The sequence below is a fragment of the Desulforegula conservatrix Mb1Pa genome (assembly GCF_000426225.1).
Taxonomy (GTDB): domain Bacteria; phylum Desulfobacterota; class Desulfobacteria; order Desulfobacterales; family Desulforegulaceae; genus Desulforegula; species Desulforegula conservatrix.
Genome location: NZ_AUEY01000010.1, coordinates 20,578 through 38,468, shown reverse-complemented (window position 1 = coordinate 38,468; position 17,891 = coordinate 20,578). Strand labels below are relative to the sequence as shown.

13 protein-coding genes are annotated in these 17,891 nt (G+C 40.4%); 7 read left to right on the top strand and 6 right to left on the bottom strand.

Going from position 1 to position 17,891, the window contains the following annotated elements; genetic code table 11:
• Positions 1-6 precede the first annotated feature (6 nt).
• Positions 7-1,560 carry a glycerol-3-phosphate dehydrogenase/oxidase gene (locus K245_RS0106065; RefSeq protein ID WP_027358578.1) on the top strand — a complete coding sequence of 518 codons (1,554 nt, stop codon included), beginning with the start codon at positions 7-9 and terminating at the stop codon, positions 1,558-1,560.
• 189 nt (positions 1,561-1,749) lie between these two features.
• On the opposite strand, the gene K245_RS0106060 is transcribed toward K245_RS0106065, so the two are convergent.
• Together K245_RS0106060 and K245_RS0106055 are read right to left on the bottom strand one after the other, a co-directional pair.
• Complete coding sequence (locus tag K245_RS0106060) at positions 1,750-2,847, bottom strand: HAMP domain-containing protein (RefSeq protein ID WP_027358577.1); 1,098 nt, start codon at positions 2,845-2,847, stop codon at positions 1,750-1,752.
• Between the two features lie 16 nt (positions 2,848-2,863).
• Positions 2,864-3,325 carry a hypothetical protein gene (locus tag K245_RS0106055; RefSeq protein WP_027358576.1) on the bottom strand — a complete coding sequence of 154 codons (462 nt, stop codon included), beginning with the start codon at positions 3,323-3,325 and terminating at the stop codon, positions 2,864-2,866.
• 198 nt (positions 3,326-3,523) lie between these two features.
• On the opposite strand from K245_RS0106055, the gene K245_RS26400 reads away from it, so the two are divergent.
• The 3 genes from K245_RS26400 to K245_RS0106035 all read left to right on the top strand — a co-directional run bounded on the left by K245_RS26400 (position 3,524) and on the right by K245_RS0106035 (position 5,831).
• On the top strand, positions 3,524-4,543 hold the full coding sequence (locus K245_RS26400; protein ID WP_051283917.1) for a Smr/MutS family protein: 1,020 nt from the start codon (positions 3,524-3,526) through the stop codon (positions 4,541-4,543).
• Between the two features lie 206 nt (positions 4,544-4,749).
• Positions 4,750-5,115 carry a CidA/LrgA family protein gene (locus K245_RS0106040; RefSeq protein ID WP_027358573.1) on the top strand — a complete coding sequence of 122 codons (366 nt, stop codon included), beginning with the start codon at positions 4,750-4,752 and terminating at the stop codon, positions 5,113-5,115.
• Positions 5,112-5,831, top strand: a complete 720-nt coding sequence (locus K245_RS0106035) for an LrgB family protein (RefSeq protein WP_027358572.1) — start codon at positions 5,112-5,114, stop codon at positions 5,829-5,831. The genes K245_RS0106040 and K245_RS0106035 overlap by 4 nt, the downstream gene beginning before the upstream one ends.
• Before the next feature lie 228 nt (positions 5,832-6,059).
• Here the strand turns inward: K245_RS0106035 and K245_RS0106025 are convergent, their stop codons facing one another.
• Positions 6,060-7,439 carry an FAD-binding oxidoreductase gene (locus tag K245_RS0106025; RefSeq protein ID WP_027358571.1) on the bottom strand — a complete coding sequence of 460 codons (1,380 nt, stop codon included), beginning with the start codon at positions 7,437-7,439 and terminating at the stop codon, positions 6,060-6,062.
• A gap of 139 nt (positions 7,440-7,578) precedes the next feature.
• The gene (gene dnaA, locus K245_RS0106020; RefSeq protein WP_027358570.1) at positions 7,579-8,937 is read right to left on the bottom strand and encodes a chromosomal replication initiator protein DnaA; all 1,359 of its coding nucleotides are present in this window, start codon (positions 8,935-8,937) and stop codon (positions 7,579-7,581) included.
• 804 nt (positions 8,938-9,741) lie between these two features.
• Between dnaA and pdxA the strand changes: the two genes are divergently transcribed.
• Positions 9,742-10,764 carry a 4-hydroxythreonine-4-phosphate dehydrogenase PdxA gene (gene pdxA, locus K245_RS0106015; RefSeq protein ID WP_156906709.1) on the top strand — a complete coding sequence of 341 codons (1,023 nt, stop codon included), beginning with the start codon at positions 9,742-9,744 and terminating at the stop codon, positions 10,762-10,764.
• Positions 10,765-11,325: 561 nt separating this feature from the next.
• The gene (gene uvrA / locus K245_RS0106005; RefSeq protein WP_027358568.1) at positions 11,326-14,148 is read left to right on the top strand and encodes an excinuclease ABC subunit UvrA; all 2,823 of its coding nucleotides are present in this window, start codon (positions 11,326-11,328) and stop codon (positions 14,146-14,148) included.
• Positions 14,149-14,385: 237 nt separating this feature from the next.
• Here uvrA and K245_RS0106000 read toward each other — a convergent pair whose 3' ends face one another.
• Positions 14,386-14,862 carry a hypothetical protein gene (locus K245_RS0106000; RefSeq protein WP_027358567.1) on the bottom strand — a complete coding sequence of 159 codons (477 nt, stop codon included), beginning with the start codon at positions 14,860-14,862 and terminating at the stop codon, positions 14,386-14,388.
• A 178-nt stretch (positions 14,863-15,040) separates the two neighbouring features.
• Complete coding sequence (locus K245_RS0105995) at positions 15,041-15,733, bottom strand: 4Fe-4S binding protein (protein WP_027358566.1); 693 nt, start codon at positions 15,731-15,733, stop codon at positions 15,041-15,043.
• A 355-nt stretch (positions 15,734-16,088) separates the two neighbouring features.
• Between K245_RS0105995 and K245_RS26395 the strand changes: the two genes are divergently transcribed.
• A complete protein-coding gene (locus K245_RS26395; protein ID WP_051283916.1) occupies positions 16,089-17,450 on the top strand; it encodes a hypothetical protein in 1,362 nt (453 codons plus the stop codon).
• Positions 17,451-17,891 lie beyond the last annotated feature (441 nt).

Here is a 17,891-nt window from a genome sequence, read left to right as displayed (position 1 = left end):
GAATGAATGGATTTTTCGAGTCTTCCTGTAAGTGCCGATGTGGTAATCGCCGGAGGAGGGATAACGGGCGCCGGAGTTTTAAGGGAAGCCATAAGAATGGGACTTAGCGCAGTTCTGATAGAACAGAAGGACTATGCATGGGGCACTTCCAGCAAATCATCAAAACTTATTCACGGTGGTTTGCGGTATCTCAAGGAAGGCAAAGTCCATCTCACCATGGATTCGGTTATTCACAGGGAAAGACTAATCAGGGAAGCACCGGGGCTTGTCTCATCCCTTGGATTTTATATGCCTGTATACGAAGACAAGGGCCCTGGAAAACTGATGCTTGAAACAGGCCTTACGGTATACGACCTGATATCAAAAAAAAAACAGCATCATTATCTCGACAGAGATGAATTTACAAAAATTCTGCCGGGGCTTGATAAAAAAGGCTTAAAGGGTGGTTTTTATTTTCATGATGCCCAGGTTGACGATTCAAGGCTTGTACAGAGACTCATAAGTGAATCGAAGGCTCTTGGAGGCTATTCAGTTAATTATACCAGGCTTACGGATATCCACAGAGACCTCAAGGGCATGGTAAATGCGGTAACGGTTCAAGATATAGAGACAGGAAAGCCCCATGAAATCAAGACAAAAGCTGTAATTAATGCCACAGGAGCTTGGGCTGAGAGCATTATGAAATCACCAAATCCTGCTTATCACCTGAGGCCTCTCAGGGGCAGCCATCTTGTATTTCCAAAAGAAACTTTTTCCTTTAACGACGCAGTCACACTTATCCACCCTTCTGACAAGCGCCCTCTTTTCATTATTCCGTGGGAATCCGTATATATTTTTGGAACCACTGACATTGACCACAAAAATGATCTGAGTAAAGAACCATCAATGACAAAACAGGAGGCTGTTTATCTTATTGAGGCTCTTGATTACTATTTCGGAAGCCTTGGCAAAGGCATCAAAGATGCCATATCATCATTTTCCGGAATAAGACCTGTGTTAAGCAGGGGTAATGTGCCTCCGTCAAAAGAATCCAGGGAGCACGCAGTCTGGGAGAATAAAGGTCTTGTAACAGTTACCGGCGGTAAACTTACAACTTTCAGAAAGCTTGCCTGGGACGCACTCAAAGCCGCAAAAGCATATATATCTATAAATAAGGGAATAAACGAGAAACAGCCTGCTTTCACTTTAAACGCTTCAACTCGCTCAGACAGCGATCTGATTTCAGAGAGAGCATGGAAAAGGCTTTCAGGAAGATATGGAAAAAATGCACATGATATTATCAAAGGATGGGATGGCAAGGTTACAGAAATATCTGGCTGTGAAATAACATGGGCTGAATTAAAATTCAGCTCAGCAAACGAGCAAATCCGCCATCTTTCCGATCTTCTTCAGAGAAGAACAAGACTCGGGCTTCTACTTCCAAATGGTGGTAGCGAAATTTTGGATGAACTTGGGCAAATAGTTAAACCTGTTTTAGGCTGGGATGAACATAAGTGGAATGAAGAAGTAGAAATCTATAAAAAAGAATGGCAGAAGTTCCATCGTCCGCCCGTAATATAAAAAACCCCCTCATGGTTTTAATAGCCATGAGGGGTACAAAAATGACAAGGTCGCAAAAAGCCCTATTCCCGACATTCCGGTGCAGGCCTGAATCCATAACTTACTGAAAAGACTGAATACCGGATCAAGTCCGGCATGACGCCGACGCCTTTTTGGGACTTTTTGCGAATCCATCAAAAATATGCGGACTTATTTTTTGAGCCTTTTTAAGGCAATGACAAGGCTTGTCTGAAGCCTTGAAATTGATTCGGCAAGTACTCCGATCTCGTCTTTTGTATCAATATCAATTTTCAAGTCCATTTCACCAAGACTCATCTTGTTTGCGGCATCCGCCAGGAAAAGGACTGGCCTGGTGATGGATTTTCCAACAATAACCGCCAGAATCACTGATATCAGCGTTGACAACAACAAAATAGCAATGGCAAGTATCTGGAACTGCCTGATGCTGGCAAAAATTTCTGATTCATCCTGCCTGACAGAAAGCATCCAGTCATTTGATACTTTAACACTTACGGCCAATACACTCTGGCCCATTTCATTCTTGAAATACACTGGCTTGGAAGAATTGCCGGATCTGGCAGCTTTTATTAAAGGATCATCACTAAGATTTTTCTGTTCAAGATTATATTCCGGTTTAGGATGCGATATTACCTTGTTTTCCCCATCCACCATAAAAGCATAACCTGTTCTGCCATTTTTCCATGTGGCAACTGTAGTGGAAAGTCTATCAATATTCATAGCAGCTCCAAGAACGCCAATAATTTCATCCCCGCTTTTAATAGGCACAGCCATTACAAGCGCTGGTTTTTTTGAAGTTTTGCCGATAAGAGTCTCAAAAGCAAATGCCTTGCCAGACATTACTTCTTTGAAATAGCCTCTGTCAGAGTAGTTCTGAGCCTCACCATTATCTGTCCTTGAAATATTATGGCCTGATTTATCAACGGTGAAGACAAGATAGACCCAAGGAAATTCCTCCTGAAACGATTTGATTATTTTGTCCTGGGAGTCTTTTTCCATTGACTGGATACCAGGCTGTTTTGAAACCATTATCAGGCTTCTCGTATTTTTATCTATCCACTCATTCACCTGCCCTGCCATTCCACTTGCGGTCTGGGACAGAAGATTTTCAGCATCGGCTCTCAGTACATTCATATTATGAATATAATTTGAGATACCTAAGATCAGTAAAGGGAAAACAGACACTATAAGAATAAGAATGCTCAACTTCTGTGAAATCCCAAACTTTATTCCGGTACTGCCCTTATCCTGGTTTATTTGGCCGTCCATCGTTTCCTCCCTTATCTCATCTTAAGTATTCAGCCATTATTTTAATAAATGACTGTTTTGATATATTATCTGTAATTTCAGATGCAATTGCCCTGATGATTGCAGCACCATTTTCTTTTTTTAAATTATTTCTGGATAGACCTGATTCTTCCATGGCCTCCTCAATCAGAAATTCGGCCATGGGGCCTATTGCCCTTTTAAGATTCAATTCCAGGGCTGAAAAAAAATCATTCCCAAGATACAGTGACTTTGGTTCATATTTTTCAAGGAGTCCCAATTCGATCAGCCTGGAAAGCAACAAAGCTACTTTTTGCGGAGATAGTCCTGATTCCTCAACTATTTGTGAAGCTGGTTCATCTTCCTTGACCGAAAAAAAAATATGCATCATGTTGCCGTCCAGAGTAAATTCTCCTGCTCTGCCACTGTTCAGGCTTTTTCTTAAAAATGTCGAATTCAGCTGTTCAGCAGTTATTTTCATTCGGGTTCCTTGTATTTATGAAAACTTAAGCGGTTTTTGCAGATTAAGTCGGGGTATTTCAGATTGTTTTTTGAATATAGCTTGGGATTTGATATGTATCAATTACTTTTTAATAATCATAAATACACTATCAGCAGGAACTTGTTTCAGGCAGATAGCATAATCGTTTTTTGAATCTTAATTGTAATGAGGCTCACGATGTTTTCTGAACTTGCCAGATTTTTTGGCTTAAAGACATCTCAAAAAATAAAACAAATACAGGAAAAGACTATTGCTATTGAAAAAGAAAGCACTGAACCGAAAAAAACAGTTAATGAAGAGCCTGTAAATAATCAAGCTGATATTGTTAATGATTCAGTCCAAATTGCAAAAATTACTGAAAAACCACAGAAAAAAATCGCCGGAAATAAAAAATCAAAAAACGGATTACCGGTTCTATCGGAAAACTTCGATTTTTCAACCGCCTTTTCAGAAGAACACGAAGACAATTCTTATATAAACACTGAAAAACAAGAACATACAGAGATTCCAGAAATAATAGTAAAACAGTCAGAACCAGCTCCGCTTAAAGCAAAAAAAATGGTTCCCATAAAAACTGACAGAAAAGGAATACCAAAATTATCGTCGGTTCATGATCTTGAAGCTCTTATGATTTCAGGGATAGAAGGCATTGAAAGAACAGAGATACCACAGGCTCCAAAAAGGACGAATACGGATAAACCAATCATAAAACCCCTCAAGGACAAGAACAGGATACCCATTCTTTCTGAAACAATTGATCTTACAAAGGTATTTGGATCCGATTCAGATCAAAGATTCCATGATCTCCTTAGCAAAAATCTCGAAGGTAAATCTAAAAATGCTCTATTAAGGGAGAAAAAAGAAAAAACTGAAAAACCCATGCCTGTTCCAGTGGAGCAGAGAATCAAGAGATATCCTGGCCCCCAGGAAGATCTTGACCTTCACGGCTTTACAGCTATTGAGGCAGACAGAAAAACCGATATTTTCATCAGATCAGCGAGACGCAGAGGGCTTTTTACAGTGAAAATAATCGTTGGAAAGGGAACTCACTCCCAGGGAAGAGCTGTTTTGCCTGACGTGGTCGAAGACAGGCTGGCAGCTTTAAAAAATGAAAAGGAAATTCTTACGTTCAGATGGGAAAAAAGGCTCAAGACTCAAAGTGGATCAGTTATAGCGTATTTGAATCAGTATGACTGAAGCTGCGAAGGTTAATATAAAATCAAAACAGGCCGATTCCTATCATTTAAGAGTCTTTTCAACATCTAAGGGGAACACAGCCAAAGTAGAAAGGCTGAATCGTTACAAAAACAAATCCCGGAAACAATTTTTTAAGATGTTTTTCGGATATTCCCTCTCAGATCTTTTCAAATGAACAATCACTAAAAAAATCAAAAAAGGCATATATGCTTGGATATCTTACACTTGTTCTCGTCTGTCAGCTCACAGGAGAAATAATTGCAAAATTAACCGGGTTGCCTGTTCCCGGGCCTGTAATTGGCATGGTTATTCTGTTCCTTATACTGTGTTTGCTTGGAAAAGTGCCCAAGGAACTTGAAAATGTCAGCAATTCTCTTCTTGGATATCTGACCTTACTGTTCGTTCCTGCCGGAGTCGGGGTTATTACAAATACAGATATTATTTTGAAGTCATGGGCTCCGATAACTGGAGCAATAGTCTTTGGTACAGCTATAACCATTGGAGTTACGGGATTTTTCATGCAATGTCTCAACAAGTTCATGATTTCAAGGCAACAAGGAAAAAGGCAATGATAGAAAACACTCAGAAGTTGTGGCCTCATCTATCTGCCTCCCCAATTTTATGGTTGACACTCACAATGCTTGTTTTTCTTGCTGGTCTAAGGATCTTTGTAAAATCAGGCCGTAATCCGCTTCTTAATCCTGTAATGATTTCAGTCATTGCAATTGTCGGTCTTCTTAAAATTACAGGAACAGACTATCAGACCTATTTCAAGGGGGCTCAGTTCATACATTTTTTGCTTGGCCCTGCGACTGTGGTGCTTGCAATCCCATTGTACAAGCAGATAGGGATCATTAAAAAGGCTTTTTTTCCAATTACACTCAGCCTTGCCATAGGATCATTAACAGGAATCCTTAGCGCTGTTACAATTGCCCGTAATTTAGGAGGTGATAAAACAGTAGTTCTGTCCCTTGCCCCTAAATCCATAACAACCCCAATAGCCATGGCAGTTTCAGAACAGATAAAAGGCCTGCCGTCACTCACAGCAGTTGTTGTTGTTCTGACTGGCATAACTGGCGCTGTCATGGGAGATATAATTTTGAACAAGCTAAGAATAAAGGATGAAATGGCTCGCGGACTTGCATTTGGGGTTGCTGCACACGGGGTAGGAACTGCCCATGCGATTCAGGCAAGCCAGATTGCAGGAGCTTTCGCTGGACTTGCAATGGGACTAAACGGACTTTTTACGGCTATTCTGCTTCCAGGAATCATAAATTTTATCTACTGATTGAGACCGTAAATATCGTCTGCTATAGGAATCCTGTCTTAATAAAAACCACAGGTTTTTTGCGAAGCTTTTTTTCAAAAAAAACGACCTGCCGACAAAAATCTGCCTTCATATTACGGACAAAGAACCTCCTATTCGACCGACGCATCGCACTTGTTTTAATGGCAAATTACCATACGAGGCTTTGATCAAGCTGCTTTTCCACTTGATACTTCGATCCCCAGATGTTTAAAATATCTTTCCTGGATTTAGTATCCCGGCAGGATCAAAGGCCTTTTTGATATCCCTCATGAGCTTTATTTCAACAGGACCTATTTCTTTAGTCATGTAATCCAACTTTGTTATTCCGATGCCGTGCTCGCCAGAGATTGTGCCTCCAAGCTTGAGTGTATAGTCAAAAATATCATCAACAGCCTTATGTGCCTTACCAAGGGCAATCTTATCCTTTTTGTCCAGCATCACATTAACGTGGATATTGCCGTCTCCGGCATGGCCGAATGCAACTATCGCAAGGCCAGAGTCTTTGCTTAATTTTTCAAGAAATTCTGTCATCAATGGTATTTTTGATCGAGGTACAACAATGTCTTCATTAATCTTGTCAGGGGCAATCTGATAAACAGCCGGAGACAAAGCTTTCCTTGCTTTCCAGATATTTTCAGTTTCCTCCTTTGTTTTTGCAATCTTAGTTTCAGAAGCGCCGCAATCCCTGCATGCAGTTTCAAGTTCGAAAATGGCTGTACCTGCTTCCGAATCTGTCCTTCCGTCACTCTCTATAATAAGGAGTGCTCCGGCATCAACAGGCAGACCTGACTTGAGATATCCTTCTGCGCATCTTATGGCGGCATTGTCCAGATATTCAACAGCACTCGGCACAAGGCCCCGCCTGATAATCTCTGAAACAGCAGATGCGGCATCGTGCATTTTAGGAAAAACAGCAGTCATTGTTTTTTTATGTTTTGGCAAAGGCAGAAGTTTCAGAGTCATTTCCGTAATTACGGCAAGAGTGCCTTCTGATCCGACAATAAGTTTTGTAAGATCATAACCTACAACTCCTTTTGCCGTCTGAACACCTGTCTTTATGATTTCACCAGTTGGAAGAACCGCTTTCAGACCAAGGACATAGTCACGTGTAACTCCATATTTTACGGCCCTAGGGCCGCCGGCGCATTCGGCAAGGTTCCCACCTAATGTAGAAAATGCCGAGCTTGATGGATCAGGCGGATAAAAAAGCCCCCTGGATTCAACTGCTCTATGAAAATCGGCGGTTATGACTCCGGTTTCTGCAACTGCAACAAGATTGTCAGTGTCAATATTCATTATATTGTTCAATCGTGTAAGAACCAGTACCACGCCGCCCTGTACGGCTACAGAACCTCCTGTAGTACCTGATCCGCTTCCCCTTGGAATAACATTGAACCTGTATTTTGTGGCAAGCTTCAGGATTGAAGATATCTCACCTGCGGATCCTGGGAAAACTACCGCATCCGGCATGAAAATTCTTCCTGTGGCATCATAGGAATAACAGTACCTGTCCGCTTCGGAAATTTTAATATTTTCCACACCTGAGATTTTCTGAATTTCTTTGATTATGTTTTTTGAAAGGTTCACGGTCATCCTTATATATTATAGCCTATGCGCCCCATGGACTTGGGAATAAGACACGAATGCTTTAATGGAAGGCATAATAACAAAAAACCCCGGTTTTTCAACCAGGGTTAGTCATAATTACTTGATTTTCTATTTTTTATCAGACTCTGCCGTGTTCAATCTTTTTGGATATATGAGCCACCTGCTTGGATATCGGAGAATTCAGTTTTATGGCTTTTTCAATGGAATTAATGGAATGAATCGCTGTAGCATGGTACCTGTTGAAACTCTTGCCTATTACCTGAAGGGGCTGGTCAGTATAACGCCTTGAAAGATAAATTGCGACCTGCCTCGGAGTAACAACAGTTTTCTTCCTGGAATTCGACTCAAGTTCTTCAGTAGTAACCTTATATTCACTGCACACAAGCTCTTTGATGAAATCAATGGTTATCTTCTTGGACTCCTTGACCATATTTTTCACAACAGTACCAGCCAGACTAAGATCGAGAGGGATTCCAAGGAGTGAGGATTTTGTTGTAACTCCAAGAATACCGCTTTCAAGCTGGCGGACATTATCGCTCAGTTCGGACGCAAGATATTCCATTACATCCATTGGAACCGCAAAACCATAATCAAGGGCTTTACGCTTTAGAATACGCACCCTGGTTCTGAAGTTGGGCGGCTCAATATTTGTTATCATGCCGGATGAAAGTCTTGACTTCAGCTGGTCATTTATTTTCGGAATCTCGCCAGGGAGATGACATGAACTGAAAATCACCTTTTTATTTGATTCATAAAGATAATCCAGTATTTGAACAAGTTCTGTCTGTGTTCTTGTTTTGCCTGTAAGAAAATGCACGTCTTCCATAAGAAGAACATCACAGTTGTTCCTGTATTTTTCCTTAAAAGTATCAAGACTGTCGGTCTGCATTGCTCCGACCATCTCACCTGCAAAATCTTCTGCACTTATATAATAAACCCTCTCTCCTGGATTTTTTGCAAGTATCTGATGCCCGACTGCCTGGGAAAGATGACTTTTGCCAAGACCGGTATCAGATAAAAGAAAAAGGGAATTTGTGTGATTCCTGTTTTTGGATGCCAAAGAAAGAGCTGCTGTATATGCAAAATCACTGTTGTTGCCAACTACAAAACGATCAAATGTATAATTGTCCCTGAGCAGTCTTCCACTCATAAGCTTTGGCTTTTCAGTCGGGAGAGAAAGCTGGATTGGAGCTTGAGCAGATGCTGTTCTTCTTGTGCCCCTGCCTGTGGATTCACTGCCTTTGCCAACACCGAAGCTTATATTGTAGCGTTTATTGTGTTTTTCAAGAAAAGCGTCAGAAATAACCTGAAGATAATTATCCCTGACCCTTTTCTGGGAAAACAAATTAGGGCAAAGCAGCACTATTTCTGACTCGTCAAGAGAGCCTAAGCTGATGGGCTCTATCCACATTCTGTATGAATGCGCCGGAAGCTGATCTTTCAGATAACCCTTTATGCCCGCCCAAATATTTTCCATAATAGCCCTATCCTAATACCAGACAACGTCAATTTAAACACTTGTCCCCAAAAAAAGACAATAAATCATACTACCCCGACAAGCTAAGCCCGCCGATTTTTTATTAAATAAGTATTTGTTTTTTTGGATAAAAAAAGAATCTTAAAAAATAGACTTCAGGATTCATGAAAAGCTTATTACTGAATCGAGGGTTTAATTATGCCAAACCCATGGAAGAGTCAAAGCCAATGAAACGTCTTTATGAAATCTTAGGAGGAATTACGACAATCACACACAAAATACTGATATATTTATGTTTTTATTCTTCATCGACCGATAATCCTTTTAAATACAAAGGATTCCTCATTTTTAATTTTTTCTGAATGATTCTTGCGGTCTTGGCAGTTTTTAGTCAACAAACTAAATACTTAAACTCTTATTTTTGCCAATTTTTAGCTATTTTCTTTGATTTTCTAATAAATAGCCATATTAGAAGATAATATATGAATACACTTCCTTTATCAACCAAGGATAAAGAAGAATACTTATCAACAAGTATATACCATTCTGTATTTATAGTGTTTTCCTATACCAGCACTTGTATGACCATGGAGATTCAAAAAAAATATTTAATTTTTATTCTTTAATATAAGTTAGTTGCAAATATGTTAACAACTATACGGCATCTTTTGAACATTATTACACATCTTTTTAGTCAACCACATCACAATCATTTTTTTCCACTCCTAAACTAATGAAAAAAATTGAATTTGGGCTCATTAACTGCAATACTATGTCTAAATAGACCCGAAACAGGAGATGTTTATGAGCGATTTTAAGCCTTTAGTGGCAATTACAATGGGTGATCCAGCTGGCATAGGGCCGGAGATTGTTATAAAAGCCCTGAATTTTAAAGAAATTTATGATCATTGCCGTCCTTTTGTTGTCGGAGACAAAAATCTAATCGGATGGCTGAATACAAAGAACAAGTCTGACTCAGATATTGTGGAAATAAACAGCCCTGATAAAGCTATCTACAGGACCGGAACTATTAATATCATAAATACATCTAATCTAAACCCAGAAAACCTGAAATGGGGGCAGGCAACTCCTGAAACAGGTGCTGCCATGACTTCTTATATTTTAAAAGCAGTCGAAATGGTTTCCAAAGGCGAAGCCCATGCAATGGCAACAGCGCCAATCAGCAAATATGCAATGCAGCTTGCAGGCTTTCACTATCCTGGGCACACAGAGCTTATTGCTGAAAAAACCGGCTGCCAGAACTTTGCAATGATGCTTGCAGGAAGCAGAATAAGGACCGCTCTTGTAACAATACACACTCCTCTTTCAAAGGTTCCATCACTTATTACAGAAGAATCTGTACTCAGAATCATAAGGCTGACCCACCACAGCCTGTTATCAAGATTCGGAATCGACAACCCAAGGATCGCCGTGGCGGGCCTCAATCCCCACGCAGGAGAGGGAGGCATGTTTGGGTACGAAGAATCAGAAATAATCGAACCAGCAATTAACAGGGCCGTTTCTGAGGGCATCAACGCGAGTGGACCACATCCACCAGACACAGTTTATTTCCACGCAAACAATGGCCTTTATGACGCAGTTGTATGTATGTATCATGATCAGGGGCTTATTCCATTCAAACTTGTTCATTTCGAAGACGGGGTCAACACTACGCTCGGACTTCCAATCATACGCACATCTGTGGATCACGGGACTGCCTATGACATTGCTGGAAAAGGAATAGCAAATCCCTTGAGCATGATTGCCGCAATAAAGATGGCAGCGGAACATGCCGTAAATCTTACAAGATTCAATAAATTGAATTGAAGTAATGGAGATTACATATTTATCAAACTTGCCTTCAGATTATTCGTTCTTAACTTCCAAAAAGTATCTTGTAAAGATGGAGGCTTTTTAAAAGGCTATGTTCCCCTTAGGAGCTGTAGCAAAATAACATGACCACTTAAATGTGTTAACGTTTTGTAATTATACATATAAATCATTACAAAATGACCATGTTATTATTTTACAAGCCCTTAGATGTTAAAAAGTGAAATAATAATCCTTTTTGGACTTATGGATCTTGGGGAACTTTTTGTAAAAAGGCCCTTAAGTACCCTCAAAAACTTTATGTCTTTATTATGATCAGACGCAAATGCCATAAAATTGTGCTTGAACCGTCTAATTACCTGAAAGTTTTTGCGGAGCTTTTTTCAAAAAGCGACCCGCCTGAGGCCGTTTTTTATTAAAAGTATTAGTTAGTTATTGGAATGATAAAATATTCCACACTTAACGGGAACAGAGCCTTTTAAAAAGTCTCCACTCTAATAAATAAGTTTGATGAATAGTTATGCTATTGATAACTTCGGTTCCGGAGAACAGATATAAATGAGTTCAGATTCTATCCATGTCAGAGGCGCAAGACAACACAACCTCAAGAACATTGACGTACAGATACCAAGAAACAAACTTGTGGTCATAACAGGCCTTTCAGGCTCAGGGAAATCCACACTTGCTTTTGACACCCTCTATGCAGAAGGACAAAGAAGATATGTGGAATCCCTTTCAACATATGCACGTCAGTTCCTTGGACAGATGGACAAACCGGATGTGGATTCAATCGAAGGGCTGTCTCCTGCCATTGCCATTGAACAGAAAACAGCAGGGCATAATCCACGCTCGACTGTCGGAACCATTACAGAAATATATGATTATATAAGACTTCTTTTTGCAAGGACAGGAGTCCCCCACTGTCATGTCTGCGGAAAAATCATACAGTCCCAGAGCCTTGACCAGATAGTGGATCAGGTAATGGGAATGGAAGAAGGCACAAGAATCTTTATCCTGTCACCAGTTGCAAAACTTCAGAAAGGTACACATGAAAAACTGTTCACCACTATAAGAAAAGGCGGATTCGCAAGAGTAAGGGTAAATGGTGAAATATTCGACATTGAAGAAGTTCCTGTTCTTGATAAAAACAAAAAACACACTATTGAAATTGTTGTGGACAGACTTGTTGTCAAACCAGAAATAAGAACAAGGCTTGCGGATTCAATAGAGCTTTCAATTTCCAATTCGGGAGGCAACGCAGTTATTGAAACTGCTTCAGGTGAAGCATTTTTCTTCAGTGAAAATGCAGCATGCCGTGATTGCGGAATCAGCTATCCAGAATTCACACCTGCCAGTTTTTCCTTCAACTCACCCCATGGAGCTTGCACAGCCTGCGACGGACTCGGATCAACCACGGAGTTTGACCCAGGCCTTATAATTCCGGATAGGGATTTATCGCTTCGCGATGGTGCAGTAACACCTTGGTCAGGAAGAAGTTCCGTCCAGTTCACTGAGTTTCTTGATGCCCTGACAAATCACTATGGAATAGATATTTACACTCCGGTCAATAAACTTCCTGAAAAATTCCTTAATGTGCTTTTGTATGGATCTGGAGCTGAAGAAATCCCTTTTTATTTTGAAAGGGACGGGCAGAAGATCGTTTATAAGAAAAACTTTGAGGGGGTTATTCCCAATCTTAAAAGACGCTACAAGGAAACAAATTCGGCGTGGATGCGAGAGGAAATTAGCCAGTACATGAACTTCATTCCTTGCACAAGCTGCACAGGAACAAGGCTCAATCCAGCTGCAAGAAACGTAAGGGTGTCGGGTTTGACTGTCCCTGAAATGACGTCCCATTCCGTCGAAAAATGCCTTGATTGGTTCATGGATTTGAAACTTGAAGGAAAAAACAAGGTTATTTCAGAGCCAATAGTAAAAGAAATCACAGACAGACTATCTTTTTTAAAAAATGTCGGACTTAATTATCTTACTCTGAACAGAACCGCTTCTACCCTTTCAGGAGGAGAAAGCCAGAGAATCAGGCTCGCAACCCAGATAGGATCAAGACTGACAGGAGTAATGTATGTTCTTGATGAGCCGAGCATTGGCCTCCATCAAAGGGACAATCAGAGACTGATAACAACACTCAAAAATATGCGTGACTTAGGGAATACGGTTATTGTTGTCGAGCACGACTCTGAGACAATCACAGAATCGGATTACGTTATAGACATGGGCCCTGGAGCTGGAGTTCACGGTGGTGAGGTTGTCTTTGCAGGCACACCAGCTCAGTTGATTGAAGATGAGAAATCACTCACCGCCCTATATATGTCTGGCAAGGAAGAAATCAGAATCCCTGAGAAAAGAAGGACTTCCAAAAAACATATCATTCTTAAAGGCGCGTCAGAAAACAATCTAAAAAATGTCACTGCTGAATTTCCCATCGCCTGTCTGACATGCGTCACAGGAGTTTCAGGATCAGGCAAATCAACTCTTATCCTTGAAACCCTTAACAAGCTGCTGGCACGAAAGTTCTCGGAATCAAGAGCTGCGGCTGGAGCCAACAAAGGAATTGAAGGGCTTGAGCATATAGACAAAGTCGTTCACATTGACCAGTCACCAATAGGCAGAACTCCAAGGTCAAATCCAGGAACTTATACAGGGATCTTTTCCTTTATACGCGAGCTGTTTGCACAGACCCAGGAAGCAAAGGCAAGGGGCTACAAGCTTGGCCGTTTCAGCTTCAATGTAAAGGGCGGCAGATGTGAATCCTGCCAGGGCGATGGAATCATAAAGATTGAAATGCATTTTCTGCCGGATGTATATGTCGCCTGTGATGTCTGCAAAGGCAAGAGATATAACAGGGAAACCCTTGAGATTCATTATAAAGGCAAAAATATTTCTGATGTTCTTAACATGACAGTGGATCAGGCGGCAGATTTTTTTACGAACATCCCCTCAATCAAAATCAAGCTCCAGACTCTTCAGGATGTCGGACTTGGATATATAAGAATAGGCCAGGCAGCGACCACACTTTCAGGCGGAGAAGCCCAAAGAATCAAGTTAGCAAGGGAATTAAGCAAAAGAAGCACCGGCAGAACCATATACATCCTCGACGAGCCAACAACCGGCCTTCATATGGACGATATCAGAAAGCTGCTTGATGTTCTGGACAGATTAGTTGAATCAGGAAACACGATGATAGTCATTGAACACAATCTGGACGTAATTAAATTTGCCGATTACATTGTGGACCTGGGACCTGAAGGCGGAGACGGAGGAGGAGAAATAATAGCGACCGGAACTCCCGAGGAAGTTGCTGAAAACGAAAAATCACATACTGGAAAGTTTCTGAAACAAATTCTTCATAATGCCATATAAAAATAAAGGCATAGCAATTATCAAAGAAACACATCCGATTGTATTTCAAATAAAACTGGGGAACTTTTTTTTAAAAAAGTTCCCCAGACACCTCAAAAACTTAATTGGTTTTTATGCTAACAGCACATTATTTATATGTCATTGAAAATTTTTGCGGAGCTTTTTCCAAAAAGCGACCCGCCGGATGCAGCTTTTATACTTGAATATCAAATAGTTATTATATACATCCTCCGATATTTACCCGCTCTTTTTCTTGGAAACATCCATCTTTAAAAAAAGAGAATATATATTTTTCCTCCAGTTTTTTACAAACTGCCTTGCCTCGTCCTTAATCAAATCGTGAAAAAGCTCTTCTTCGCCGTGCTGATTATAATCAAGTGACAAACGCTCAATCTGGTCAATAAAAAATTTTTCCAGTTTGTCTGCGCAATCAGTAAGGGATTCAGCAGTTCCGAACGCTGCTTCCATATACCAATCAGCTGTCAGATTTTCCTCAAACCTGACATTCTCGTCCCATAGATCAAGAATCATGGAACCAAGCGGCATACAACCATTAAGATGATTCTTAAGCTCTTCAAACTCTTCATCTGAAAGCTCGGTTGTCATATGCTCCTGTTTATCGGCCTCTTCTTTTTCCGGGAACCACATCCTCATCATCTGGTAACCAGAATAATCATTGCCTTTTTCGCTACTGTAATCATCAAAATTGTTCATCTTACTCCGCCATAAATATTAAATTCACCAGCCAATTCTATTTTTTATAATTATTATAGATAAAAAGCGAGAGTAACTTGTAATGAATTCATTTTTTTTGAAAAAACAATCCAAATGCGAATAAAAATATCGGGTATTACCGTAAAGCATCATCCGGCTTCAAGTATTTCTGAAGAGATCATGCCGCCTTGTTATTCACTGGCCATGAAAGCGCCTTTTTAGAACAGACTCCTATGCATTCAGGGCATTTTAAGCAATCGCGTGAACCCACTTTCCCGCTATTTTTGAAATCAACAATTTGTATACCCATAGGACAAGCCTTTTCGCATATCCGGCATTCCCGACATAAATTCGATTTTATTTCAAGCTGGTTCTTGCCGCCACCCATGGCATTCTGCATTGTTCCCATTGGGCAGAAGGAACACCATGCTCTTGGATTAATAAATATACCAAGAATAACTCCCACAAGCGTTGTGACTGCACACATGATCCAGAACACATGCCCCCAGTGCTCCCAGCTTGTTGGGTTTCGCGATATTTGAAAAGTCATGAATCCCATAAGCGCTGCAAAAACAATCCATCTGAATTTCATAGACCGGAAAAAATCAGGAATTGGTAACTTTCTGCTGAACGGAGCAATAATCCTGTCAAAAAAACCGCCCCTTGGACATAAATTTCCGCATGCATATCTTCCATTTACTGATCCGAAAACCATTCCAAGTCCCATTACGACTGGAACCGTAAATCCGAGAACAGTATATCTCCATCCGAGCCCAATAACCAGAACCACTATTGGCGCAAGAATCCACTGTATTAATCTTCTGTTTCTGACATTTATCCTGTTTTTATCCATATCTGCCTTTTTCTTCATTTAGTTCCCCTCAATTTTTTGCAAATAGATTCCGTTACCGAGTTGCTCCTTATGAGAGACATCTATTTCGAAAAGTTACAAAAATAATTGAGATTTTCAGATCGAAATTTTCTTGATGGACTCGCAAAAAGTTAAAAAATGGCATTAGCGTCATGCCGAACTTGATCCGCATCTTTGTAATTTCAGCTACTTCTGGATTCCGGCATAGGCTGGAATGGCGGTAGTCGGACTTTTTGCGGCCTTGTAATTCTTAATAATCCTAAATTATGACTCATTCAGATATTCATCTGTTTTTTTCTCTAAAGTTTTCTCATTCATCCACCGAATAAAGTTTAAACGACATTAAGGAGGCTCCATGAAAATAAAAGGGTTCACCATCAATATGGGATCAGAGCGAGTATTCACCTCAAGTGACGCTTCATTTGAAAAAAGGGAAACCTTTCTTATTTCTCAAGGTGCACTCCCAAACAGTTTTTCAGGAGACAGGGTTTCAATTTCCAGGGAAAGTTCGGCAAAGATTCAGAGCGAAAAAAGCTTCGAAACTTCGTCAAAAACAGTTGTAAAAAGAACGGTCTCTGATGCGTCTGCAACAGCAAAACCTGTGATAGAATCAATAACAAGTGCTCTGAGCGGAAGAAAAACATCTGTAACCAGCCTCTATTCAAGGTCAGGCGATGAAAGAACAACTCAGCAACAGCAAAGAAACCGCCAGCCTGAAACCCAGACAGACTCGATAATGAAAATATCAAGATCATATGTACACAAGGAAAAAGAGTCTACTTCCATCGCATCTTCAGGAACAATCCATACAAGTGACGGAACTGAAATATCTTTCAATCTTTTCCTTAAAATGCAAAGAGGGCTTATGAAGGAGGGGTACGAGCAGACAATTGGTGATGCCAGACTGCTCACGGATCCCATTGTAATTAATCTTTCAGGCAAACCTCCTGAAATCTCAGACTCTGTATTCACTTTCGACATAGACTCAGACGGGACAGCTGACAAAGTGCATTCCCTTGAACAGGGGAATGGCTTTCTTGCCCTCGACAGAAACATGGACGGAAAAATTAATAACGGAACTGAGCTTTTCGGACCCTCAAGCGGGAATGGATTCGGAGAGTTATCTGCTTTAGATGGAAATTCTGACGGCTGGATTGATGAAAACGACGATTCTTTTTCCAAACTCGTTATATGGACCAAAGACGAAAATGGAGAGGACAAGCTTACTGATCTGAAGACAGCTGGTTTAGGCGCAATTTTCACAGGATCAAGAGATTCGGAATTCAGCATGCAGGGACAGGATGGAAACATCCAGGGAATTTTAAGGAAGACAGGCCTTTATGTTAAAGAAACAGGAGAAGTTCAGAACCTCTTTCAGATAGACCTTGCAAAGGAAGCACAACAACCGGCTTCCCAAACACAGTCATTATCAGCAGCCAGAAATCAAATGCCGGAAATGCTACTCCAGGCTGCAAATGATGCAAGAACATCAATGTTTCAGGCAATAAAAGAACAGATTGGCAAAATGAATGATAATATATCTAAAAATAGTGAATCTAATAACAAGGGATCTTCTGCCAAAGATGAGCTTTTTGAAAAATTGCAAAAGAGGCTCGATGACCTGATGAAATTTTTTGATGAAAAAATAAAAGAGTCAAATTCAAGGAATAACAGGACAAAGCAATCTTCGACTAAAAAGATTTCGACGTATATATGATGGTCTCTTTACGCTTTTCCTTGCCCTGTATAGTAGCTTACACTTAATAAAAGCATAGAAAGAGATTCATGGTTTACAAAGTCCAAGAGATTTCAACATTTTAGAATTTTTCAAGTTTACTTTTGCAAATATAGCATCTTCCTTTGTCTCTGTTAAAATGAAAAAGTCACAAAAAGTCCGGTGTGATGCGCGTGCCTTGCATGGTTAAATTGTCGTTAAATAAGACCAATTCGTAGGACGGATTAGAGCGTCCTTTGCTCGTAATCCGACATTGATCCGAATGTCGGCGGGTCGCTTTTTGAAAAAAAAGCCCCTCAAAAAATTTCAGGTAAATAGACCGTGTATGCACAACTTTAGGGCATTTTAGCCTGATAAGTCTGGCATTCCGGTGATGTTTTTTTTGACTTTTAGTTAGGTCATCAAAATCCGAATTAATTGTCA